Origin of the sequence: Pseudomonas sp. SIMBA_041, assembly GCF_046535095.1 — a bacterium.
GTDB lineage: Bacteria > Pseudomonadota > Gammaproteobacteria > Pseudomonadales > Pseudomonadaceae > Aquipseudomonas > Aquipseudomonas mucoides.
On sequence record NZ_JAWRXJ010000013.1, the window covers coordinates 135,873 to 160,813 of the forward strand.

Consider the following 24,941-nt stretch of genomic DNA (forward strand, 5'->3'; position numbering starts at 1 on the left):
GGTAGCAAGTGGGGATGGAGCTACGTTAATCCCACCCGCCCTTCGGACAAATAGCCAATATTCCAGAAGTCGAGGAGGCCACTCACCCCAAACCGCTAAGCCCTATTACGCAACCACTGCAAAAACCCCTTACGCTCCACCACCTTCGGCACTTCCTGGGTCAACGTCTGCGCCTTGTTCAAGCGGAAATCCAGCAGCGCCTTCATCGACTCGCCAATGTCATGCCGCGCATCCAGGCACGGTTTGAGATAGTCCTTCTCAATCCGGTACAGGCTGCAAGCGGTCTTGGCGATGAAGTCGGCCGGCATCGCCGTATCCTGCAAGATCCCGCCCTCGCCGATCACCTCGCCCGGTCCCATGCGTCCCGACTCGAACTTGACCCCGGCACGGCTCAACGCCACCGAGACCACTCCGGATTCGATGATGAACAAATGATCGCTGACCTCTCCCGCCGGCAGGATCATGTCCCCGGCACGGAAGGTTTGCAGGGTCATGTGTTGGCTGAAGGTCTCTTTCTCATCCTGACGCAGGGTCGAGAAAATCGCCGAGCTTTCCAGCAAGGCCCGTGGCCGTGACAAACCGGCAGGCACATTCGACTCGATGGTCGACAACAGGCTGACACCCGCGGCCTGCAAATGACGATATGACAGATCGAACAGCAGATTGCGCACCATGCGTTTCTGATCCATCGAGACCACGAAACCACTGATTTCATATTCCACGCCTGCGGCACTGGAGCCCTTGAGGGCGACGCACGGTGCCGGTTTTTGCAACAAATGGCGGCAACCCTGCATGGCCCGTTCCAGTGCGTCGATGACTGTTTGCGGGCGTGTATGCGGGCTCAGTTGCAGGCTGATCGACACGCCAAAAATGTCGCTCGGCCGACTGAAGTTGATGATCTTGGCCTTGGCCGCCAGGGAGTTGGGGATCACCGCCATGCTGCCTTGGGCGGTTTGCATGCGCGTGGCGCGCCAGTCGATGTCGGTGACCCGGCCTTCGGTGCCATCGATGGAAATCCAGTCATCCAGTTGATAGGGTTTGGTGGTGTTGAGGACGATCCCGGAAAACACATCGCTGAGGGTGCTTTGCAAGGCCAGGCCGACGATGATCGCCAAGGCGCCGGAGGTGGCCAGCACGCCTTTGACGGGCAGGTCCAGCACGTACGCCAGCGCCGCAATGATCGCGATCAGGAAGATCACCGCACCGAGCAGATCCTGGAGCAACCGCCCCGTGTGCCCGACTCGCTGCATCATCACGGCGCCGATCAGCACCGTCAGGGTCCGAGCGCCGAACAGCCACCAGCCAATCTGCAAACCGGTGGCCGCTAGGTGCAATGGCACGTTGTCAGGCCAAGGGGCGACCTCCAGCGGGTTCAAGCCTTCGTTGAACAGCAGGACGCTGAACAACGAGAAAATCACCAGCCTGACCAGCAACTTCCAGTTACTGCCGGTGGCGCTGGCGCTGATCAACCGCCACAGCCCAAGATCAACCACGATCAGGACCATGGCGCAGACCAATGGATGATTGGTGAAAAAAGACAGCATCGAACGACTCCAACGAAGGCCAATGGCGCGAAGATCTCACACATTGGGCACAGTGTAGGAGGGTTTCATGCAAAACAAATGTGGGAGCGAACCTGCTCGCGATGGCGGTGTGACAGCCACTGCACACGTGTCTGTTATACCGCTTTCGCGAGCAGGCTCGCTCCCACCGGGGGTTTAGGTTGTCAGCCGTTATTTGCTGTTGGTCAATGTGTTGAAGCTGGTCATCAGGTTGCGATAGTCCGGAATATGGTTGGAGAACAAGGTGCCCAACCCTTCCACGTCGTTACGCCAGTCGCGATGCAGTTCACAGGCCAGGCCGAACCAGGTCATCAACTGCGCGCCGGAGGCCGACATGCGATCCCAGGCCGATTGTCGGGTCAGCTCGTTGAAGGTGCCGGAAGCGTCAGTCACCACGAACACCTCAAAGCCTTCGGCCAGCGCCGAGAGTGCCGGGAACGCCACACAGACTTCCGTCACGACGCCAGCGATGATCAGCTGTTTCTTGCCGGTCGCCTTGATCGCCTTGACGAAGTCTTCGTTGTCCCAGGCGTTGATCTGTCCAGGACGGGCGATGTAAGGCGCATCCGGAAACAGCGCTTTGAGCTCAGGCACCAGCGGGCCATTGGGACCGTTTTCGAAACTGGTGGTGAGGATGGTCGGCAACTTGAAGTACTTGGCCAGGTCGGCCAGGGCCAGCACATTGTTCTTGAAACGGTCCGGTTCGATGTCGCGCACCAGAGACAGCAGTCCCGCCTGGTGATCAACCATCAAAACCGCAGCGTTGTCCTTGTCGAGACGTTTATAAGAAGTCGTCATTGCAGTAGTCCTCGCGTGTTGTCGATGCCGAGTGGATATCGGCGTGGGGGAGTCGTTTAGCGCTGGGAGTCCAGCACTTCGTGTTCATTCGCCACTTGCTGAGCCTTGAGGTAGCTTTCGATCAACAATTGATAATGCGGCATGGCCTGGGCGTAGACAGCGGCCCACTGCTCGGCATCCGGACGGTTCCACGAGCCTTGCAGTTCAGACAGCGTAGCCATAATGTCGATCGGCACGACCCCGGCCTGCGCCAAACGGGCGATGGTCAGATCAGTGGCCAGTTTTGAGTGGTTGCCGGAGGCGTCGACCACCGCAAACACTTTGTAGCCTTCATGCACCGCCGCGATGGACGGGAACGCCAGGCAAACGCTGGTCAGCGTGCCGGCAATGACCAGGGTTTTCTTGCCGGTGGCTTTGACTGCCGCGTGAAACCCGGCGTTGTCCCAGGCATTGATTTCGCCCTTGCGTGCCCTGGCCTGGGAACCGGCCTACTCATCCTGTGCAGAGCGGGTTGTTGACGGAGTACGGGCTAACCGTGCATCCGGCCGAAGCGACCGGACTGGAAGTCGGCGAAGGCCTGGTGAATCTCTTGCTCGGTGTTCATCACGAACGGGCCGTGACCGACAATCGGCTCGTCGATCGGCTCGCCGCTGAGCAACAGCACCACCGCATCCTGGCTGGCTTCAAGGGTCAACTGATCACCCTTGCGATCGAACAGGGCCAACTGACCTTCGCCCACCGACTCCAGGCCATTGACCTGAACCGTGCCACGCAACACCACCAAGGCCGTGTTGCGACCGTCGTGCAGGTCCAGGGTCAGCAATTTGCCGCCCTTGAGACGCAGGTCCCAGACGTCAATCGGGGTGAAGGTGCGAGCCGGGCCGGTGTGGCCGTCAAACTCACCGGCGATCAAGCGCAAACTGCCGGCCTGGTCCTTGAGCGGGATGTTCGGGATGTCGCCATCGAGAATCGTCTGGTAACCGGCGTCGGCCATTTTGTCCTTGGCCGGCAGGTTGACCCACAGCTGCACCATTTCCAGGGTGCCGCCAGACCTGGCGAAACCTTCGGAGTGAAACTCCTCATGCACAATCCCTGAAGCGGCGGTCATCCATTGCACATCGCCAGGGCCGATCGTGCCGCCGCTGCCGGTGGAGTCACGGTGTTCCAGTTCGCCCTTGTAAACGATAGTCACGGTCTCGAAACCACGGTGCGGATGCTGACCAACGCCACGTCGTTCAGTGGTCGGGGTGAATTCGGCAGGCGCCGCGTGATCCAGCAGCAGGAACGGGCTGATGTGCTTGCCCAGGTTGTCGTAGGAAAACAGCGTCCGAACCGGAAAACCGTCGCCGACCCAATGGGTACGCGGGCTGGTGTAGATACCGATGATGTTTTTCATGGTGTCTCCTGATGAGGTGAGTGAAGCCATGGACAAAGCTTAAAACTCGAACCTTTGGTGCGCTAGACTGCAAAAACCAGCCTTTGCGTTCTATCTAAGGAACGATGATGGAAGACCTCAACACCCTTTACTACTTCACCCAAGTGGTGGAACACGGCGGTTTCGCCCCGGCTGGGCGGGCGTTGGACATGCCTAAATCGAAGCTCAGCCGACGCATCGCCGAGCTGGAAGAACGCCTCGGTGTCCGCCTGCTGCACCGCACCAGCCGGCATTGTTCACTGACCGAAATCGGCCAGGCCTATTACCAGCGTTGCCTGGCCATGCGCGTGGAAGCGGAAAGCGCCGCCGAACTGATCGAACGCAATCGCTCCGAGCCTCAAGGCCTGGTTCGCATCAGTTGCCCGACGGCGCTGCTCAACTCCTGGGTCGGGCCCATGCTGACGCGCTATATGCTTAAGTTCCCGCTGGTGGAATTATTTATCGAGAGCACCAATCGCCGGGTCGACCTGATCCACGAAGGGTTCGACATCGCCCTGCGCGTGCGCTTTCCGCCGCTGGAAAACACCGACATGGTGATGAAGGTTCTGGGCAACAGCACTCAGTGCGTGGTGGGCAGCCCGGCCTGGGCCGAACGCCTGTCCTCCCTGGCCTCCCCTGCCGACCTGAGCGGTTTGCCGAGCCTGCATTGGGGCTCCGCCCAGCGTGAATATCAGTGGGAATTGTTCGGTGCCGAAGGCGCCAGCGCACTGATTCGACATACACCCCGCATGGTCACCGATGACCTGCTGGCGTTGCGTCACGCGGTAGTGGCGGGAATTGGCATCGCGCACCTGCCGAGCGTCGTGGTGCGCGATGACCTGGCGGCCGGCCGCCTGGTGGATCTGGTGCCGGGTTGGGCACCGAAATGCGGCGTCATCCATGCCATCTTTCCATCGCGCCGTGGACTGCTGCCGTCGGTGCGCACATTGATCGACTTTCTGGGCGAGGAGTTCAACCACGCTGACATCGCTTGAAGAGGCCGGCACACACCATCACTCTTGGCATTCATGACTTGCGGTAAACAGTGCTTTGCCCAGCCAGCGGTTTTTCCCAAGGATCGCGACGGGGATACTCCTGCTCATTCCCACTGCAATCCCTGGAGTCACAGATGTCTATTCCCGCCTTCGGTCTCGGTACGTTTCGCCTGCAAGGCCAGGTGGTCATCGATTCGGTAAGCACAGGCCTGGAGCTCGGCTACCGAGTGATCGACACCGCGCAAATCTACGAAAACGAAGCCGACGTCGGCCTCGCCATCGCCACCAGCGGTATCACCCGTGACGAGTTGTTCATCACCAGCAAAATCTGGGTCGCCAACTTCGCCAAGGACCGTTTGGTCGACAGCCTCAAAGAGAGCCTGCGCAAACTGCAAACCGACTACCTCGACCTGACGCTGATCCACTGGCCGTCGCCGGAAGACCAGGTGCCGGTCGAGGAATTCATGGGAGCCCTGCTTGAAGCCAAACAGCTTGGCCTGACCCGACAGATCGTCGTCTCCAACTTCACCGTCGACCTGATGAAGCAGGCCATCGCCGCCGTCGGTGCCGACCACATCGCCACCAATCAGATCGAACTGCACCCGTACCTGCAAAATCGCAAAGTCGTCGAGTTCGCCCGCAGTCATGACATCCAGATCACGTCCTACATGACCCTGGCCTATGGCGAAGTGCTCAAAGACCCGATCATCCAGCAGATCGCCGAACGCCTTCACGCCACCCCGGCGCAAGTCACGCTGGCGTGGGCCATGCAGTCCGGTTACGCGGTGATCCCTTCCTCCACCCAACGCGCCAACCTGCAAAGCAACCTCAAAGCCTGCGACCTGACCTTGAGCGACGCCGACATGACATCAATCGCCAGCCTTGATCGCGGCCAGCGGCTGACCAGCCCTAAAGGCATCGCGCCGCAGTGGGATTAAGCGTCAGCCGCGTGAGAGGCTTTGGTCCAGTCGGATCATCGCATGCTGCAACTGATCGACGGCTTCATCGATCATCGCCACGCGACCTTCCGCGCAAGCGCGCTCAAGTTGCTCGCAGCATTCGATCAAACGCTCCGCGCGGACCATCCGCGCGCTGCCCTTGATACGGTGCGCCAGCTCGTGAAGACGCGGGTGATCGTCACCCGCGTGGGCTTGCAGCAGATGATTGAGGTCTTCGTGGTTGGCCTTGGCCAATTCACGCAGCAACTGGTTGATCAGCGTCCGGTCTTCGCCGACGTAAAGCTCCAGGCCGGTCAAGTCCATCTCCAGACTTGCTTGCGTGTCGGCCGGCAGGGCCGTTGGCCCACTGCCAAACCGCGAGGCCAGCCAGGCGCTCAAATCCGCCAGCAGAATGGGTTTGAACAGGCAGTCGTCCATGCCCGCTTCCAGGCACCGAATCCTTTCTTCAGGTTGCGCGTTGGCGGTAAACCCCAGAATCAGCGTGGGCGGCAATCCATAGGCGCGCTCTTCATCACGAATCGCACCCGCCAACTCATAACCACTGAACCGGGGCATGTTGCAGTCGCTGATGACCACATCGAACTCATGGATACGCCACAACTCAAGCGCTTGCAGGCCATCTTCGGCCTCCATGACCCGGTGCCCCAGATAGCTCAGTTGACGCGTCAGCAACAAGCGATTGGCCGGATAATCATCGACCACCAAAATCGTCAGGGGTCGGGTGGACAGCGCCAATCCACGGTCCATCGCCTCGCCGGCAGGCAAGGCTTTCAACGCCACCAAGGACAGACTGATGTCAGCCTGAGAGCCCCGCCCCAGGACACTATCGAGCGCCAACCGTCCGCCCATCATTTCGCACAGGGTGCGGCTGATGACCAGCCCCAGTCCAGAGCCTTTGCGTCCCGACTGCAGGTTGTTGCCGGCCTGGACGAACGGGCTGAACAACCGCTGCTGATCCATGGCGCTGATGCCGATGCCGCTGTCTTCAATGTGCACCGCGACGGCCAGATGACCCGGAATTCCCGGCACCACCCGCAGTGTCAGGCTCACTTCACCCGTCTGGGTAAACTTGATTGCATTGCTCAACAGATTGGACAGCACCTGCTTGAAACGCGTGGGGTCAATCAACACGTCACGGTCACTGCGTTCATCCAGATCAACCCGCCATGCCAGGCCTTTTCCCCGTGCCAGCCCTTCAAACACCCTGCACACCGATGCCACCAGCGCATGCAAATTGACACGCTCGGGGGTCAGGGACAGATGCCCGGATTCGATGCGCGCGATGTCCAGGATATCGCCGATCAACGCCAATAACTGCTGCGCCGCAGTGGAGGCTACCTCCAGGGCTGAACGATCGGCGATGCCCTCTTTCGCGCGCATCCCGGCCATTTCGAGCATGCCGATCAAGGCGTTCATCGGCGTACGGATTTCGTGGCTCAAGGTCGCCAGGAACGTGGTTTTCGCGCGATTGGCGTCGTCGGCCGCGTCTTTGGCGTCTTGCAATTGCTGCAACCATTGTTGGCGCTGGCGGATCTGCCGACGTTGCCAGGCGATCCAGCTCACCGCCAGCAGAAGCAACGCGGCGGCGGCGGCGAACGCCTGCAGGATGGCTGGCCGGTGACGCAGCCAATAACTGTCATCCACCACCACATCATTGCCCCAGCGGGTGACCAGACCGTCCATTTCAGCAGGCGAAATACTCAGCAACGCCTTGTTCAAGATCGATTGCAACTCCGGGTCTTCACCGTCCGTTGCCATCGCAATGCGCGCCGGTTCGTCACCCACGGTGCTGCTGATCCGTAAGCGTCCCGAGTAATACCGGGCAATCAGATAACGGGTCATGAACAATGAACTGACGGCCGCGTCGGCTTGTCCGTTCATCACTGACTCCAGCCCCTGCGCCGGGTTTTCAACATCCACCATGCGCACCCCAGGCACCCGCGCCTGAATGAAGGCACGCACCGGGTGGCTGTGGTAAATCGCCAGGCGCTTACCGGCCAGTTCGTCCAGTGTCTTGGGGCTATCGGGTGTGATTGCGCTGACGAGCGTGTACGGATTGGTCACATAGGGGCTGGTGAAGTGCAGATCGGCGACACCTTCGGTGGTCGGGATGATGGCGGGTATGACGTCGATCTCGCCCGCCTTGAGTTGCTGGATCTGTTGATCAAGGGATCGCTCCCGTAACACCTTGAAGTTCAAACCGCTGCGCTGGCTGATCAGCGACAGCAATTGCGCGGTCAACCCGCTGAATTGTCCCTCGGCATTGAAAAACGTCAAAGGCGCGAAGTTCTCGACTACCCCGACAGTGACGTGTGGATGACGCTCTAGCCACTGCTGCTCACTGGCGCTCAGATTGACTCGCGACTGTCCCTGCGTGTTGACCCTGCCGGCGCTCCAACGCTGTTCGATGAGCGCACGCTGGTTCATCGGGATCGCCGCCAGGGTCTTGTCGATGATGGCCTTGAGCGGCAGGTTGTCCCGCGACAGGGCAAAGCCGAACGGATTGGCGTCGAGACCGGACGGTCCCATCAACTGAACGTTATTGGGGTAATTATTGTTGATCAGGTAATTGGCGCTGATTAGGTCGCCGAGGTACACGTCATCTTTCCGATACGCCACCGCCCCCAGCGCATCGAGCGCAGACGGGTAGCGATACAGCCTGGCCTCGGGATAAAACGTTTCGACCGTCTGCGCCGGCAGATAGTCATCGACCATCGCAATGCGTTTGCCCGCCAGATCCTCGGGCATGCGTTCGTCCAGCCGGGTGGCCAGCATTGGCTGATCTTCAGCATAGGGGCTGGACAGGATCAACCCGGGATCGGCCGCTTCGAAGTTGTTCGAGGTTCCCAGCAGATCAAGCCGGTCGTATTTCAGGGCTTCCATGGCCGCTTCCCGCGTGCCATACCGCTGCACTTCAATCGGGATGTCCAGCAGTTGCGCAATCAGTCGGGCGTAATCGGCGGTGATGCCTTCCAGCTCATCATGATTGCGCGTGATTTCGAAGGGCGGGTAATCCGGCCCACTCACTCCGAGGCGCAGGACCCGTTTGCTGTGCAGCCATTGCCGATCCTTTTCATTCAGATGGACCGCGTAACCCTCCACCGTGGAACGCCCCAGCAGTTGCAAGTACTTCGTCTGCGCAGGCACGGCCGACAGGGCCGCTGGCGCCAGACACAGCATCAATACGCACAACAGGACACGCACGTTCAGGTGCCCTCAGATCAAGTGATTGCGGATGGCAAAGTCGCGCAGGTGCACAGCTGCCTGCACACCAAGCTTTTCGATCAAACGGGTCTTGTAGGTGCTGACTGTCTTGTGGCTCAAGTGCATCGCCTCGGCGATGGCCTTGTTTGCGGTACCCCGAGCCAGGTATTGGAGAATGGTCAGTTCGCGGTTGGAGAGTTTGTCGACCATTTGCTTTTCGCTTTGCTGCAGCGCGTCCATGGAGGCGCTGGGCAGTTGTGCGAAGTAGGTGTACCCGGCCATCAGCGCGTGTATGGCCTTGTGCAACTGACTCAGGTCGTTGGTCTTGGAGACGTACGCCAAAGCACCGGAGCGCATGCAACGCTCTTGAAAAAACAATGGGTCAAGGGACGTGAACACCAACACCACACACGACAAGTCGCTGTTTTTGATTCGCTCAAGTACATCCAGCCCGTTACCACCGGGCATCACCAGATCCAGAATCACCAGATCAACAGTGTGCTCACGAAGAATCGCCGACGCGTCACCCACGCTGGCCGCTTCATGAATCTGTTTAAATCCTTCCCGTTCAAGCACCAGTTTGACTGCGGCACGAACCACCGGATGATCGTCCACAATCAGCACTGACTTCATGGAAACTCCCTGTGCAAAAAATCGACGATGACGCCACGGATGCGCGCCGGAAAAGGCCAGAGTGCACGCAGCAACTGCGCGAAAACTCTTACATGGCGGAAGGATGAAAACTACCTGTCAGAAATGACAGTTCCGACGAACGGGCACCTCTATTCAGCCCGTTTTTTGCTGATAGTGCCCGACCAGATCATGACGGGTACTCACCAACGGATCGACACGGGACATCAAGTGCCGGATACACATCAAGTCGGGGAGCAGTACGGTGCTCGTCTGAATTGGCTGTTGCGTGCAAATCGAATTCTGCGCGCGTTCGTCGTTGAAAATCATGGCATGACGAACCTGGGGGTTATCGAGGAAAAACCCCCGCAGGTCCAACGAGCCCTTCGCCAGAGAAGCATTGATGACCACCAGGTCAAACGGCTCGCAACCGTATTCGACCAGCGTCAACAGCTCTTCAAGGTGTTGAACCGGTGCCACCCGGTAGTAACCCAGCTGGTTAAACACGCGCTCAACCTTCATACGGTGGAAGTGTTGCTCGTCGGCAATCAGGATTCGTAATGCTTTATTCATCATTCCGGGGCCTGCAGGGTGACCAAAGTGTGGCGCAAGGCTACGGAAGCTTGGTACCGGTTTATGTAGGACTTTTCCTAAATGCTCGCTCACACTTTCTGATTTTTACGAGGGTTCACGGCTGGATCCGCCCCCCTCGCCTCCGGGATAGCGTCACAACCAGACGATTTACTGCCAGCCAAACCGCCGAATGTAGAACCCTTTCACCGCCTGCGTCAGCGCCATGTACGCCAGCAGAATCACCGGCAGAAACACGAAGTACATCGATGGCAGTGCCTGGAGTTTGAAGTAGTGCGCCAGCGGCCCCATCGGCAGGAAAATGCCGACCGCCATGATGATCCCGGTCATCACCATCAACGGCATCGCGGCGCGGCTTTGCAGGAACGGGATTTTCGGGGTGCGGATCATGTGCACGATCAGCGTCTGGGTCAGCAGACCGACCACGAACCAGCCCGACTGGAACAACGTCTGGTGGTCCGGGGTATTGGCGTCGAACACGTACCACATCAAGGCAAACGTGGTGATGTCGAAGATCGAGCTGATCGGCCCGAAGAACAGCATGAAGCGCCCGACATCCGCCGGTTGCCAGCGCTGTGGTTGCTTGAGCATTTCTGCATCGACGTTATCGAACGGGATGGCGATCTGCGAAATGTCGTAGAGCAGGTTCTGCACCAGCAGGTGCATGGGCAGCATCGGCAGGAACGGGATGAACGCACTGGCCACCAGCACCGAGAACACGTTGCCGAAGTTCGAACTGGCGGTCATTTTGATGTACTTGAGCATGTTGGCGAAGGTGCGGCGCCCTTCCAGTACGCCCTCCTCCAGCACCATCAGGCTTTTTTCCAGCAAGATGATGTCGGCCGCTTCCTTGGCGATGTCGACGGCGCTGTCCACCGAAATACCGATGTCGGCGGTGCGCAGGGCCGGGGCGTCGTTGATGCCGTCACCCATGAACCCGACCACGTGGCCGTTGCCCTTGAGCAGGCGCACGATGCGCTCCTTGTGCGACGGCGTGAGTTTGGCGAAGACGTTGGTGGTCTCCACCGCCACGGCCAGTTGGGCGTCACTCATGCGCTCAATGTCGTTACCCATCAGCAGGCCCTGCTGTTCCAGACCGACTTCGCGGCAGATTTTCGCGGTCACCAGTTCGTTGTCACCGGTCAGTACTTTTACCGCCACACCGTGAGCCGCCAGCGCTTTGAGGGCCGGTGCGGTGCTTTCCTTGGGTGGGTCGAGAAACGCCACGTAACCGATCAGCGTCAGCTCCTGTTCATCGGCCAGGCTGTAAGTGTCACGGCCTTCGATCATTGGCCGCGCAGCCACCGCGACGACTCGCAGGCCTTCGGCGTTGAACGTCGCCGTCACCTGGCGAATCCGCGCCAGCAATTCATCGCTGAGCGCCTCATCAACGACGCCGTGGCGTACCCGCGTGCACACCGCCAGCACTTCCTCCACCGCGCCTTTACAGATCAGCAGATGAGCATGCTCGCGCTCGGCGACCACCACCGACATGCGCCGGCGGGTGAAGTCGAACGGGATCTCGTCGATCTTGCGAAACGCTGTGCCGACCTTGAGTTCACGGTGGATTTCCACGTGTTCGAGCACCGCAACGTCCAGCAGGTTTTTCAGGCCGGTCTGGTAGTAGCTGTTGAGGTACGCCATTTCCAGCACGTCATCGGAGTCATTGCCCCAGACGTCGACGTTGCGCGCGAGGAAGATTTTGTCCTGGGTCAGGGTGCCGGTCTTGTCGGTGCACAGCACGTCCATGGCGCCGAAGTTCTGGATCGCATCCAGACGCTTGACGATGACTTTTTTGCGCGACAGAAATACCGCGCCTTTGGCCAACGTCGAGGTGACGATCATGGGCAGCATTTCCGGGGTCAGGCCCACGGCAATCGACAACGCGAACAGCAGCGCCTGGGTCCAGTCGCCCTTGGTGAAACCGTTGATGAACAACACCAGCGGCGCCATCACGAACATGAAGCGGATCAGCAGCCAGCTGACTTTGTTGACCCCGGTCTGAAACGACGTCGGCGCACGATCAGTGGCACCCACTCGCTGCGCCAGCGCACCGAAATACGTGTCGTTGCCGGTGGTGAGAATCACCGCCATCGCCGTGCCGGACACCACGTTGGTGCCCATGAACAGAATGTTGTCGAGGTCCAGCGGGTTACGGGTGTCGTTATCTTGCTGGTGCGGAAATTTTTCCACCGGCATCGATTCGCCGGTCATCGCCGCCTGACTGACGAACAGGTCCTTGGCGCTGAGCACCCGGCAATCGGCGGGAATCATGTCGCCGGCCGAAAGCACGATCAGGTCGCCCGGCACCAACTGTTTGATCGGCAACTCGATGCGCTGTGCGTCGCGGCGCAGGACTGTCGCGGTGTTGCTCACCATCGCCTTCAGCGCGTCGGCGGCCTGGTTGGATTTGGTTTCCTGCCAGAACCGCAGCAATGTCGAGAGCACCACCATGGAGAAAATCACGATGGCGGCTTTCATGTCCTCGGTCAGCCACGAGATGACCGCGAGCAACGTCAGCAGCAGGTTGAACGGGTTTTTGTAGCAGTGCCACAGGTGCGTCCACCACGGCAGCGGTTGTTCATGCTCGACCTCGTTGAGGCCGAAACGCTCGCGCAGGGCGTCGGCTTCCTCCTCGCTCAGGCCATCGGTGTGCGTGCCGAGTCTTTCCAGCAATTGGCCGGTGTCGCTGTTGGCGGCGCCCACCAGGGTTTGCGCCAGCGTCGGCGGTACTTCACGGCTGACCGTGGTGTCGGTGAAGGTTTCCAGCAGCGCCAGACGACGGAAGTGCCGGGCGATGTGGCGGGTGCGCAGGAATCCGGCGAAGAATTCCTTGAGCAGGGTCAGGTTCATGGCGTTGCCCCCAGGGTCAGCCGGGAAACCTTCGAGCAGGCGTGTCGAGTCGCTGCGATGACGACCAGGCAGGCGCCATCACACGAGAGTGTGTCGATGAGAGGACATCGGGTCGTGCCAGGACTGGCTCGACCGGGAGGCCGCTGCTCGCTGTACGGCGAGACAACGGCACAAAAAAGCTGCGCGTTATCTTGCCGAGAAGGTGCCGGTTACTGAAACCGGCCGACTACTGTCACTCGAACAAGTACCCACTGTGGGTCTCCGCTATTGATGAAAACGCGCGAAGCTTACGCCGCGATTTATGCAGAGTAAACGAAGGAACAGTGTGCGGTGGGGGAATCGCGGGGTTCTTCAGGAAGGGTTCAGGATTGCTGCGCAGATCATTCCCACGCTCCGCGTGGGAACGATCGCAGTGAGAGTCAGCTGGCAGTCGCCAGTAGCAAATCCACCACCGACCGGCTGTGCCCGCGGTTCTTGCCATGCTCATACAACGAACCGGCAATCTCGTCCGCCCGAATTGGCAGGATCGACAACAGCGTGTCGCTCAACCCATGGCTCGCCTGGCAGAAGCCCTGCATATAGATGCCGGCCTTGCAGCGCTCGTCAGTGATCAGCTTATAGTTGCGATCCACTTCAAAATCACCCAGGTACTGCTCCAGCGGCGCCAGCAATTTGCGGTGCATCTGCCGCTCGTAACCGGTGGCCAAGACCACGGCGTCGTAGAGACGAACCGTGACTTCACCCGTGGCGTTGTTGCGCACGGCCAACTCGATACCGTGTTCAGTGGCCGTGGCTTTTTCAATCGTGGTCAATGTGCGGAACGCGTGACGGGCAATGCCCGATACTTTCTGGCGATAGAAGATGCCGTAGATGCGTTCGATCAGATCGATGTCCACCACCGAATAATTGGTGTTGTGGTACTCGTTGACCAGACGTTCACGCTCGCTGTGGGCTTGCTGGAACACCAGGTCGGTGAACTCCGGCGAGAACACTTCGTTGACGAACGGGCTGTCATCCGCCGGTTTCAGTGCCGAGCCGCGCAGGATCATGTCGACCTGCACCGAGGGGAAGCTGTCGTTCAGATCGATGAACGCTTCCGCCGCGCTCTGCCCGCCGCCGATGATGGCGATGCTCATAGGCTGGTTGTTCATGCACGGTTGCGTGGCCATTTGCGCCAGGTACTGCGAGTGGTGGAACACGCGTCCGTCATCCTTCAGCGCCTTGAACGCTTGCGGAATGCGCGGCGTACCGCCGGCGCTGACCACCACCGAACGGGTGGTGCGCACGTGCTGCTGACCTTGGGCGTCGCGCGAGATCACCCGCAGCGCTTCGACCTGCTGGCTGTGCACCACCGGTTCGATGGTCAGCACTTCTTCGCCGTAACGGCTCTGCGATTCAAATTGCGCAGCGACCCAGCGCAGGTAGTCGTTGTACTCCATGCGGCACGGATAAAACGTGCCCAGGTTGATGAAGTCCACCAGGCGACCGTGATGCTTGAGGTAGTTGACGAAGGAATACGGGCTGGTCGGATTGCGCAGCGTCACCAGGTCCTTGAGGAACGAGATCTGCAATTCGCTCTGAGTCACCAGGGTGTTGCCGTGCCAGCGGTAGTCCGCCTGCTTGTCGAGAAACAGAACATCCAGCTCGCCCTGGCGTGGCCCTCGCTCTTGCAAAGCGATGGCCAGCGCGAGGTTCGAAGGGCCGAAACCGACGCCGATCAGGTCGTGAACGATGGGCGATGCAATTGCCTGTGTCATTTCCAGTGTCCTCTGGATGAACCCCTCAACCGATGGGGAGTAAGCCTAAGTGACCTGACCGGCCTTGGGCAGGACAGCAGGTCGTCTGTTGAGTAGGAACGAGGACAGTGAAATAAAATTTAATCAGCGGGGATCAATGGGCGTCCCACTGACGCATCCGCACCCGGCAATGCTTCATCGCATTGACGATATGCTTTTCCACCAAGGCCCGCGAAATGCCCAGCTGTTCGGCGATCTCCGGGTGCGACAGGCCCTCGATCTTGCGCAACAGAAAACTCTCGCGACACAGCCGTGGCAGCTCCGCCAGGGCACGCTGGAGCATTTGCAGGCGCTGGCCGTGATCGAGGCAGTTGTGCGGAGATGGCGTGAAGTAGCGTTCTTCGGTGTCGAGCACGTCCAGCGACTCGACCTGACGCAGGGCATTGCGCCGATGGTCGTCGATCACCAGATTGAGCGCGGTGCGGTACAGAAACGCCCGGGGCTGTTCGATGGGCGTGTCGCTGGAGCGCTCCAGAACCCGCACATACGCGTCATGCACCACATCTTCGGCCACCTGACGGTTGCCTAGCTTGGCGTTCAGGAAACACACCAGCTCGCGATAGTAGTTTTCCAACATGACTCCCGGCCGCACGGGTGCGGTTTCTGTCCTTGAGCCCCCTCGTCGACCGCCGACATAGGCAGTGGCACGATAGTGGCAGTTCGAGATGCGTAATTTATAGTAATTCTCATATAGATTTAAAGTACTGCTTGTCCTTGCCGCACAAATAGTCCTGAGCTACAGGTGTAACCCTATGTGTCCGCACCTAAATTCCCCGCACCATTCCTCGTTTACAGGACAGCTCCCCGTCTCTGTCGGCTGTCGCTGTTAGCTGCGCGCAGGTTGAACGACGGGCCGATACCCATGGCCGGAACCCTGCATGAAACGTCCCCGACACACCCGACGCGCCCTGCTTGTAGCACTTAGTCTGATCCCCGTTATCGCCGTCGCCGCGTGGCAAATCATTCCGCCCGGCCGCGACAGGTTCGCCACCGTGTCCGTCAGCCGCGGCGACATCGAAAGCAGCGTCACCGCGTTGGGCACCCTGCAACCCCGGCGATATGTCGACGTCGGTGCCCAGGCCTCCGGGCAGATCCACAAGATTCATGTGGAGGTCGGCGACGTGGTCAAGGAAGGCCAGTTGCTGGTGGAAATCGATCCGTCCACGCAACAGGCCAAACTCGACGCAGGGCGTTTCTCCATCGAAAACCTCAAGGCTCAGCTCCAGGAGCAACGGGCCCTGCACGAACTCGCGCGGCAGAAATACCAGCGTCAGCAGAACCTCAAGGTCGGTGGCGCCACCCGCGAAGAAGACGTGCAAACCGCGCAAGCTGAACGGCGATCCACACAGGCGCGTATCGACATGTTCCAGGCGCAGATCCGTCAGGCCGAAGCCAGCCTGCGCAGCGATCAGGCCGAACTCGGTTACACGCGAATCTATGCGCCCATGTCCGGAACGATCGTCGCCCTCGACGCCCGGGTCGGCCAGACGCTGAACGCACAGCAACAAACGCCGCTGATTCTGCGCATCGCCAAACTGTCGCCGATGACCGTGTGGGCCGAAGTCTCGGAAGCCGATATCGGCCACGTCAAACCCGGCATGAATGCCTGGTTCACCACCTTAAGCGGTGGCAATCGTCGCTGGAGCAGCACGGTGCGGCAGATTCTGCCCGTACCGCCCAAGCCACTCGACCAGACCAGCCAGGGTGGCGGCAGCCCAGCCAGTTCGAGCAAAAGCGGCAGTGCCCGCGTGGTGTTGTACACCGTGTTGCTCGACGTCGATAACGCCGACAACGCGCTGATGGCCGAGATGACGACGCAGGTGTTTTTCGTGGCCGACCAGGCCAAAAACGTCCTCACCGCGCCCATTGCCGCGTTGCAAAGTGGCGCGGAACCGGACACCCAGACCGCACACGTCGTGGCCAAAAACGGCAGCATCGAGTCGCGTCAAGTGCGCACCGGCATCAGTGATCGCCTGCGCGTGCAAATCCTCGATGGCCTGCGCGAAGGCGATCACCTGCTGATCGGCCCGGCTGACGGGAGTGGCGGCTGAATGCAGACGCCCCTGATCGATCTGCACGAGATTCGCAAAGCCTACGGCGGCGGCGATTCTCCGGAAGTGCATGTGTTGCGCGGCATCGACCTGTCGATTCATGCCGGCGAGTTCGTGGCGATTGTCGGCGCCTCCGGGTCCGGCAAGTCGACACTGATGAACATCCTCGGCTGCCTCGACCGCCCGACGTCGGGCGAATACCGCTTCGCCGGGGAAAACGTCGCCGGGCTCGACAGTGACGAACTGGCCTGGTTGCGCCGTGAAGCCTTCGGTTTTGTGTTTCAGGGGTATCACCTGATCCCCTCCGGCTCGGCCCAGGAAAACGTCGAGATGCCGGCCATCTACGCCGGCTTGCCGGCCGCCGAGCGCCACGTCCGCGCCGCTGCCCTGCTCGACCGTCTCGGTCTGGCCTCGCGCACCGGCAATCGTCCGCATCAACTCTCCGGTGGCCAGCAACAACGGGTGTCTATCGCCCGCGCCTTGATGAACGGCGGTCATATCATCCTTGCCGACGAACCCACCGGCGCCCTCGACAGCCACAGCGGCGCCGAGGTCATGACCCTGCTCGATGAACTGGCGAGCCAGGGTCATGTGGTGATCCTGATCACCCACGACCGCGAAGTCGCGGCTCGGGCCAAGCGCATCATCGAAATCCGCGACGGCCTGATCATCAGCGACAGCGCCCGCGATAACCCTCAAGCCCAGACCTCAGCCAACCCCGGTGCGTTGCAAGCCGTGGACTTGCGCAAGCGTCTGAGCGAAGGTGCCGAAGCCACCGGCGCGTGGAAAGGCGAACTGATTGACGCGGTGCAAGCGGCGTGGCGGGTGATGTGGATCAACCGCTTCCGCACCGCGCTGACGCTGCTCGGGATCATCATCGGCGTGGCCTCGGTGGTGGTGATGCTCGCCGTCGGCGAAGGCAGCAAGCGCCAGGTCATGGCGCAGATGGGCGCCTTCGGTTCGAACATCATTTACCTCAGCGGCTCGGCGCCGAACCCGCGCACCGCGCCGGGCATCGTCACCCTCGATGACGTCGCGGCGGTGGCCAGCCTGCCGCAAGTGATGCGGATCATGCCGGTCAACGGCCAGGAAGCCGGGGTGCGCTTCGGCAACCTCGACCACTTGAGTTACGTCGGCGGCAACGACACCCACTTCCCGGCGATCTTCAACTGGCCGGTGGTCGAAGGCAGCTACTTCACCGAGGCCGATGAGCGAAACGCCGCGGCAGTCGCGGTAATCGGCCACAAGGTACGGAGCAAATTGCTCAAGGACGTGGCCAACCCGATTGGCCAATACATCCTGATCGAAAACGTGCCATTTCAGGTGGTCGGCGTGCTCGCGGAAAAAGGCGCCAGCTCCGGCGACTCCGACAGCGACGACCGCATCGCCATCCCCTACTCCGCCGCCAGCGTGCGGCTGTTCGGCACGCATAATCCGGAATACGTGGCCATCGCCGCCGCAGACGCGCGCAAGGTCAAAGATACCGAGAGAGCCATCGAGCAGTTGATGCTGCGCCTGCACAACGGCAAGAAGGATTTCGAACTGACCAACAACGCGGCGATGATCCAGGCCGAGGCGCGCACGCAAAACACCCTGTCGCTGATGCTCGGCTCGATTGCTGCGATTTCCTTGCTGGTGGGCGGCATCGGCGTGATGAACATCATGCTGATGACCGTGCGCGAACGCACACGGGAGATTGGTATCCGCATGGCCACCGGCGCCCGGCAGCGCGACATTTTGCGCCAGTTTCTGACCGAGGCCGTGATGCTCTCGGTAGTCGGCGGGCTGGCCGGGATTGCCCTGGCGCTGATCGTCGGCGGTGTGCTGATTCTCAGTGAAGTCGCTGTCGCGTTTTCCTTGATAGCGGTGCTCGGCGCCTTCGGCTGCGCCCTGGTCACCGGTGTTGTCTTCGGCTTCATGCCGGCCCGCAAAGCTGCCCGACTCGACCCGGTCACGGCCCTTACCAGTGAATGATTTCTCCATGAAGCCGCCATTAAGTCTGTTGACGCTCTGCCTGTTGCTCAGCGCGTGCGGCACACCCGCCCAACGCCCCGACGCCGGTATCGAGCCACCCGTTTCCTGGCAATCGCCGCACACCCAAGACGCCGCGCGCAGCAACCCGCAATGGTGGACGCAGTTCGGCAGCCCGCAGCTGGATCAACTGGTCGAACAGGCGCGGGTCGGCAGTTTCGATCTGGCCGCGGCCATCGCCCGCGTGCGTCAGGCCCAGGCCGAAACGGTGGTGGCCGGCGGTTCGCAACTGCCGGAGGTCAAGGCGGGTTTGAATGCCAACCGCCAGAAACTGCTGCGCGGCAGCGGCTACAGCCAACTGGATGCCGACAGCGACAACAGCGCCGTGGACTACTTCAACGCCAACCTCAGCGCCAGCTACGAAATCGATTTCTGGGGCGGCCAACGTGCGTCCCGCGACAGCGCGCAATTTGCTTTGCAGGCCAGCCAGTTCGATCAGGCAACGGTGGAACTGACGCTGCTCAGCAGTGTTGCCAGCGGCTACGCGCAAACCCTGTCGCTGCGTGAACAGAGCCGCATCGCCGAGTTGAACCTGGCGAATGCGCAAAACGTGTTGAAGCTGGTGCAGACGCGGTTTGACTCAGGCTCGGCGACCGCGCTGGAACTGGCTCAGCAGAAAAGCCTGGTCGCCGCGCAACAACGGCAATTGCCGCTGGTGCAGCAACAGGCGCAGGACGCGTCGATCAGTCTTGCCGCCCTGCTCGGCCGACCGGTTCAGGCGCTGGCATTGGGTCAGGAACACTTTGATCAACTGTCATGGCCGACCATCGGCGCCGGCCTGCCCAGCGAACTGATCAGCCGTCGCCCAGACATTGCCCGTGCCGAGGCGCAACTGGCGGCGGCGCAGGCGGACGTCACCGTGGCCCGCGCGGCGATGTTGCCCACCGTGACGTTGAGCGCCGAAATCGGCTCGGGCGCGGATCGCGCGTCGGACATTCTGCGCAGTCCGTTCTATAACCTCACCGCCGGGTTGCTGGCGCCCGTGTTCAACAACGGACGCTTGGGCGCCGAGCGCGACAAGGCCACGGCCCGCCAGGAGGAACTGCTGGAGACCTATCGCGGCGCGATCATCAACGGTTTCGCCGACGTGGAAAAAGCACTGAACAGCATTCGCGGGCTGGATGAACAGCGGCAATGGCAAGGTGAAGAACTGAAGCAGGCGCAGACCGCATTCGATATTGCGCAACGTCGCTATCAGGCTGGGGCCGAGGGTTTGCTGACGGTACTGGAGACGCAACGCACGCTGTATGCGGCGCAGGATTTGAATGTGCAACTGCGGTTGTCGCGGTTGCAGGCGAGTATTGCGCTGTACAAGGCGCTGGGTGGGGGGTGGCAGGTTTTGTGATGTTGAGTGTCAGTGAGTCCGCCATCGCGGGCAAGCCCGGCTCCCACAGATTTTATGTGTGCCGCATGTTTTGGACACGACGCATAACCTGTGGGAGCCGGGCTTGCCCGCGATGAACGATAACGCGGACTAACTGATTAACTGGTAACCGGCTTAGCCTTCAAATGCCGCGCATACCAGGGCCGCTGCGGCACTTTCCTGAACAAGTCCGCGAGCTTCGTCTCATCCTCGCCAAACGTTATCCGCAGCGCCATCTTCATGGTTTCCGGGTCCATCTCCAGCGACTTGCCCGCCTGCAACCCCGGCGTTGTATTGCAACCGTGAGTGCTCGGCCCCAGCCACGGGTCATCGACTTCCACCCAACGCCCTGGCGCAAACCACGCCACGCCGCTCACCTCGAGTCGTCTCACCTCCCCCGGATGAAAACGCTCGTGCGCGCGAAACCAGTCTTCCAGTCGATCATCGATCCAGCCATGGAAATGCCAGAACACCGGGTTCACATGGGACGAAAACGGATCGCCGAGAAAGTCGTTTTCCGGCGCAAACCAGCGTGCAGAGAAGTCTGATGGATCCCGGGCGAACGGTACCGGATGGCCGTTGGACGGATCACGCGGCACCGAGGCCCAGCGCATGTGCAGCCAGTCGTGCAGGCCCAATTCAACCTCTGAACCGAACTGACCCAGGGTCAGCTTCGACAGGTAACGCGGGTCGCGGTAGCGCGACTCCCAGACCTGGAAGTTGCTGTGATAGGTCTCGGCGGTCTTGATGTCACTGACCCATTGCGAATAGTCGGCATCGTCGTCGGCCAGCCAGGTCGGCGGCAGCGCGGTGCCGTCGTGGTTGTCGCAGTACTGGGCGAAGCCGATGCGGTCACGGGCCAGTTCCGGTTGCGGTAACGGGAAGTGCTGCCACGACGGCAGGTCCTGCATCGACCGCGCCGTACCGAGCATATGCCGGTGCATGAAGAAAAAATCCACGCCCGACCCGTTGCGATCCTTGCGCGCACCGCGAGCATCGCGCTCCTTGTCACGCGGACCTGGCTGCCAACCGAGGCCGCGCAAGGCATTGCGCTTGTCTTCGGCCAGGGTGTGCCATTTGTCCCGCGAGGCATGCCAGAGCTGGTGAAACAGCCGATGCTCGGGGGAGATCAGCCAAGCCAACAATGGCGCATTGAGCCCGGTGCGTTCGCGGGCTTCGGGGAAAACCCGTTTGACCGCGACGAAGCGGTTGTCCTGCGCGGTCATCATCAGCGGCCGATCGAGGTTCAATACGCGACCGCTGAGGGTGCCGCTGCCGGCATTGCCGAACCCGGCCCAGACTTCGTCCAGGGTCATGCTGAATTCGTAATCGGAGGTGCCGTTGGCTGCGTCGGCACTGACCAGCCGCCAACTCAATTGCGCCGCGTTGGCATCGGCCAGATCGCCGAGCACCCGGTAGCGCGGTGTTTCGTTTGAACGCAAACGCTCGGCCGTGTCGAGGAACCCGATCAGGCCGCGTCCTTTGTGGCCGACGTCAAGAAACACTTCCAGACCGTCGCGAGGCAACCCTTCGATCCCGGCGTCACGCCCTTCGAAACGAATCTGCCAGACGCCCCGCAGCGTGTCCGCCAGCCGCTGGCCGGCGACATCCGCCACCTCAAATGAGGCTTCGCCGGGGGTGATCGTCGGATCCGGTTTCGTCCATTCGCGATGCCCATAAAAAACCGCAGGCACGGCAGCGCCGGTCAGCACCAGGCCCGCCATGAACCCTCGTCGAGAAATCGTCATTGCCCTACCTGTGTCAGCCATGAAGCAGGCTTTATCCAAGCTAGAACGTTCGCCTCCTCCGAAAATTTAAAAGCATCGCGAGCAAGCTCGGTCCCACTGTGGTTCTGCGGTGTTCACAAAATCCCTGTGGGAGCGAGCTCGCTCGCGATGAGGCCATCAGCCGCCCTAAATTTCCAACGGCATCACTCGTCCATCCCAGATAGCAAAGCCCCCCACACCGGGGCAACGAACCTGACTGAGATGAACATGAAAAAACCACGTTCAAAAAAGGCGCTGTACCTCGGCTTGCCCCTGGCGCTGGCCATCAGCGCCGGTGGCGGCTATGCCGTCTGGGATCACTGGTTCAAGGACAACCCAGGCTACCCGGTCAAGGTGATGCAACAGGCCGATGAACTGCAAACGCGCATCCTCTCCTTCGACAGCCACGTCACCGTGCCGCTGGACTTCGGCACCGCCGGTAATGAAGCCGACAAGGATGGCAGCGGCCAATTCGACCTGGTCAAGACCGGACGCGGACGCCTGTCCGGCGCGGCCCTGACCATCTTCGGCTGGCCGGAAATCTGGAACGGCGCCAACGCCCCGCACCGCCCCACCGCCGGTTTCGTCGACGAAGCCCGGTTCGAGCAGGAAACCCGCTACAAAATCATCAGCGCCATGGTTCGCGATTTCCCCAACCAGGTCGCCATCGCCTACACCCCCGACGATTTCCGGCGCCTGCATGGCGAAGGCAAGTTCGCGGTGTTCATGAGCATGCTCAACGCCTACCCGCTGGGCAACGACCTCAATGCACTGGACACGTGGGCCGCCCGTGGCATGCGCATGTTCGGCTTCAGTTACGTGGGCAACAACGCCTGGGCCGACTCGTCACGACCGCTGCCGTTTTTCAATGATTCGCGCGATGCCCTCGGTGGCCTGTCGAACATCGGCAAACAAGCCGTGCACCGCCTCAACGACCTCGGCGTGATCATCGATGTCTCGCAGATGTCGACCAAGGCCCTGGAGCAAGTCGCGCAACTGAGCCGCACGCCGATGGTCGCCTCGCACTCGGCGCCACGTGCGCTGGTGGACATCCCGCGCAACCTCAGCGACCAGGAAATGCAGCTGATCAAGAACAGCGGCGGCGTGGTGCAGATTGTCGGCTTCCCGACCTACATCCGCCCCTTGAGCCAAACCACCCAGGACAAACTCAACGCCCTGCGCGCCCGCTTCGACCTGCAACCGTTGCAAGGCCTGGAAATGGCGCTGATGCCCGGCGACCCGGTGATCACTGTCTGGTCCGAGCAGCGCTTCGGCGAGTACGCCAGCCAGCTCTACGCGATTGTCGACGAAGAACCGAAAGCCACGCTCAAGGACTACGGCGATGCGATTGATTACGCGGTGAAGAAAATCGGCATCGACCATGTCGGCATCAGCTCCGACTTCAACGACGGCGGCGGCCTGGATGGCTGGAAGGATGTCAGCGAAGCGCGCAACGTCACGGCCGAGCTGATCAGTCGCGGCTACAGCGAGGCCGATATCGCCAAGCTGTGGGGCGGCAATTTCCTGCGGGTCTGGGACCAGGTGCAGAAGGCTTCCCGGCCGATGGCGAACAACTGAATCCCCTTTGCAAAAAAGCGAACCTTGCTGATGACCAACCGTCGTTCATTCCTCAAGCAGGCCGGGATTCTCGCGGCTGGCCTGCCCCTGAGCAGCGCTGTGATGTTGCCGGCACGGGCTGCCACGACGCAGCCGCTGGCCAAGGACAAGTGGGCGCAATTGCGCCAGCTGTTCGATCAGGACCCGGACTATTTGCACTTCGCCAACTTTCTGGTGACATCGCACCCGCGACCGGTGCGTGAGGCCATCGAACGACACCGCGCCAACCTCGACCGCAACCCCGGCCGGGCGATGGACTGGGACCTCGGTGAAACGGAAAAACGCGAACAGGACGTGCGCGTCTGGGCCGGGCGTTACCTCAAGTCCAAGCCTGAGCAGATCGCCCTCACCGGCAGCACCACCGAAGGCTTGTCGCTGATCTACGGTGGCATTCATGTGCGCGCGGATCAGGAAATCCTCACCACCGAGCACGAACATTACGCCACGAACTATGCGCTGGATTACCGCCAGCAAAAGGACGGGGTCAAGGTGCGCAAGCTCAAGCTGTTCGAGAACAGCCGCGACGTGTCCGTCGACGAAGTGCTCGGTTCCATCGCCAAAGGCATCCGCCCACACACTCGCGTGCTGGGCATGACCTGGGTGCAATCTGGCAGTGGTGTGAAACTGCCGATTGGCGAGATTGGCAAATTGGTGGAAGAACAGAACCGCAACCGCGACGACAAGGACCGCCTTCTGTATGTGGTCGACGGCGTGCACGGTTTTGGCGTCGAAGACCTCGACTTCCCCGACATGCACTGCGACTTCTTCATCGCCGGTACTCACAAATGGATGTTCGGCCCGCGCGGCACCGGGATCATTTGCGCCCGTTCCGCCGAGCTCAAGGACGTCACGCCGACCATTCCGACGTTCTCCGAAGCCACGACCTTCTCGACGATCATGACCCCCGGCGGTTATCACAGCTTTGAACACCGCTGGGCGCTGGACGAGGCGTTCAAGTTGCATCTGGAGCTGGGCAAGGCCGAGGTGCAGGCGCGGATTCATGCACTCAATACCTATGCGAAAAACCGCTTGCTGGAAAACCCGCAGATCGAACTGGTCACGCCAAAGAGCCCGGACCTGTCGGCCGGTTTCACCTTCTTCCGGATCAAGGACCGCGACTGCGAAAAAGTCGCCGCCTGGTTGATGGAAAACCGCGTGGTCTGCGACTCGGTGGAGCGCGATGTCGGCCCGGTGATCCGGATTGCGCCTGGTTTGCTCAACAGCGAAGACCAGATCGACCGTTTCATAACCCTGCTGAACAAAACCGCATGACGCCATGACTCCTACATTGGTCGTGGCGTGACACCCGTT

At 60.8% G+C, this 24,941-nt stretch carries 17 protein-coding genes and 1 pseudogene; 7 read left to right on the forward strand and 11 right to left on the reverse strand.

Annotated elements, in window-relative coordinates:
* Nucleotides 1-95 precede the first annotated feature (95 nt).
* From SB725_RS26975 to SB725_RS26990, 4 genes and pseudogenes are all read right to left on the reverse strand, one after another.
* Entirely contained in the window at nucleotides 96-1,544 is a 1,449-nt protein-coding gene (locus SB725_RS26975; RefSeq protein ID WP_410922848.1) for a mechanosensitive ion channel domain-containing protein, read from the reverse strand.
* 189 nt (nucleotides 1,545-1,733) lie between these two features.
* Nucleotides 1,734-2,360, reverse strand: coding sequence for an isochorismate family cysteine hydrolase YcaC (ycaC, locus tag SB725_RS26980; protein WP_007943416.1), 627 nt, complete (start codon nucleotides 2,358-2,360; stop codon nucleotides 1,734-1,736).
* A 56-nt stretch (nucleotides 2,361-2,416) separates the two neighbouring features.
* Nucleotides 2,417-2,842: pseudogene (locus SB725_RS26985) on the reverse strand (isochorismatase family protein); the annotation flags it as partial.
* A gap of 47 nt (nucleotides 2,843-2,889) precedes the next feature.
* Complete coding sequence (locus SB725_RS26990) at nucleotides 2,890-3,756, reverse strand: pirin family protein (protein ID WP_027925481.1); 867 nt, start codon at nucleotides 3,754-3,756, stop codon at nucleotides 2,890-2,892.
* A 107-nt stretch (nucleotides 3,757-3,863) separates the two neighbouring features.
* Between SB725_RS26990 and SB725_RS26995 the strand changes: the two genes are divergently transcribed.
* On the forward strand, nucleotides 3,864-4,769 hold the full coding sequence (locus SB725_RS26995) for a LysR substrate-binding domain-containing protein (RefSeq protein ID WP_410922849.1): 906 nt from the start codon (nucleotides 3,864-3,866) through the stop codon (nucleotides 4,767-4,769).
* Between the two features lie 134 nt (nucleotides 4,770-4,903).
* A complete protein-coding gene (gene dkgB, locus SB725_RS27000; RefSeq protein WP_410922850.1) occupies nucleotides 4,904-5,707 on the forward strand; it encodes a 2,5-didehydrogluconate reductase DkgB in 804 nt (267 codons plus the stop codon).
* A gap of 3 nt (nucleotides 5,708-5,710) precedes the next feature.
* Here dkgB and SB725_RS27005 read toward each other — a convergent pair whose 3' ends face one another.
* The 6 genes from SB725_RS27005 to SB725_RS27030 form a co-directional block, all read right to left on the reverse strand.
* Complete coding sequence (locus tag SB725_RS27005) at nucleotides 5,711-8,908, reverse strand: transporter substrate-binding domain-containing protein (RefSeq protein ID WP_410922870.1); 3,198 nt, start codon at nucleotides 8,906-8,908, stop codon at nucleotides 5,711-5,713.
* A gap of 36 nt (nucleotides 8,909-8,944) precedes the next feature.
* Nucleotides 8,945-9,565: a response regulator transcription factor gene (locus tag SB725_RS27010; protein WP_059182453.1), complete on the reverse strand. Its 621-nt coding sequence runs from the start codon at nucleotides 9,563-9,565 to the stop codon at nucleotides 8,945-8,947.
* Between the two features lie 153 nt (nucleotides 9,566-9,718).
* Nucleotides 9,719-10,138: a chemotaxis protein CheY gene (locus SB725_RS27015; RefSeq protein ID WP_027925486.1), complete on the reverse strand. Its 420-nt coding sequence runs from the start codon at nucleotides 10,136-10,138 to the stop codon at nucleotides 9,719-9,721.
* Nucleotides 10,139-10,303: 165 nt separating this feature from the next.
* The gene (mgtA, locus tag SB725_RS27020; protein ID WP_410922851.1) at nucleotides 10,304-13,006 is read right to left on the reverse strand and encodes a magnesium-translocating P-type ATPase; all 2,703 of its coding nucleotides are present in this window, start codon (nucleotides 13,004-13,006) and stop codon (nucleotides 10,304-10,306) included.
* Between the two features lie 419 nt (nucleotides 13,007-13,425).
* Nucleotides 13,426-14,763, reverse strand: coding sequence for a lysine N(6)-hydroxylase/L-ornithine N(5)-oxygenase family protein (locus SB725_RS27025; protein ID WP_410922852.1), 1,338 nt, complete (start codon nucleotides 14,761-14,763; stop codon nucleotides 13,426-13,428).
* A 133-nt stretch (nucleotides 14,764-14,896) separates the two neighbouring features.
* Nucleotides 14,897-15,379: a sigma-70 family RNA polymerase sigma factor gene (locus tag SB725_RS27030; RefSeq protein ID WP_027925489.1), complete on the reverse strand. Its 483-nt coding sequence runs from the start codon at nucleotides 15,377-15,379 to the stop codon at nucleotides 14,897-14,899.
* 301 nt (nucleotides 15,380-15,680) lie between these two features.
* Between SB725_RS27030 and SB725_RS27035 the strand changes: the two genes are divergently transcribed.
* Genes SB725_RS27035 through SB725_RS27045 form a run of 3 tightly spaced genes read left to right on the forward strand, consistent with a single transcriptional unit; the run spans nucleotide 15,681 to nucleotide 20,229 of the window.
* Nucleotides 15,681-16,853, forward strand: a complete 1,173-nt coding sequence (locus SB725_RS27035; RefSeq protein ID WP_059182452.1) for an efflux RND transporter periplasmic adaptor subunit — start codon at nucleotides 15,681-15,683, stop codon at nucleotides 16,851-16,853.
* Nucleotides 16,854-18,827, forward strand: a complete 1,974-nt coding sequence (locus SB725_RS27040) for a MacB family efflux pump subunit (RefSeq protein ID WP_194941066.1) — start codon at nucleotides 16,854-16,856, stop codon at nucleotides 18,825-18,827.
* A 7-nt stretch (nucleotides 18,828-18,834) separates the two neighbouring features.
* Entirely contained in the window at nucleotides 18,835-20,229 is a 1,395-nt protein-coding gene (locus SB725_RS27045; protein WP_410922853.1) for an efflux transporter outer membrane subunit, read from the forward strand.
* 137 nt (nucleotides 20,230-20,366) lie between these two features.
* On the opposite strand, the gene SB725_RS27050 is transcribed toward SB725_RS27045, so the two are convergent.
* A complete protein-coding gene (locus SB725_RS27050) occupies nucleotides 20,367-21,995 on the reverse strand; it encodes a PvdJ/PvdD/PvdP-like protein (protein WP_410922854.1) in 1,629 nt (542 codons plus the stop codon).
* 246 nt (nucleotides 21,996-22,241) lie between these two features.
* Here SB725_RS27050 and pvdM point away from each other — a divergent pair, with 246 nt between their 5' ends.
* Both pvdM and SB725_RS27060 read left to right on the forward strand, forming a co-directional pair.
* Nucleotides 22,242-23,591 (forward strand): pyoverdine-tailoring dipeptidase-like protein PvdM, encoded by a 1,350-nt coding sequence (gene pvdM / locus SB725_RS27055; RefSeq protein WP_027925494.1) that lies wholly within the window; start codon nucleotides 22,242-22,244, stop codon nucleotides 23,589-23,591.
* 30 nt (nucleotides 23,592-23,621) lie between these two features.
* The gene (locus SB725_RS27060) at nucleotides 23,622-24,902 is read left to right on the forward strand and encodes an aminotransferase class V-fold PLP-dependent enzyme (RefSeq protein ID WP_410922855.1); all 1,281 of its coding nucleotides are present in this window, start codon (nucleotides 23,622-23,624) and stop codon (nucleotides 24,900-24,902) included.
* Nucleotides 24,903-24,941 lie beyond the last annotated feature (39 nt).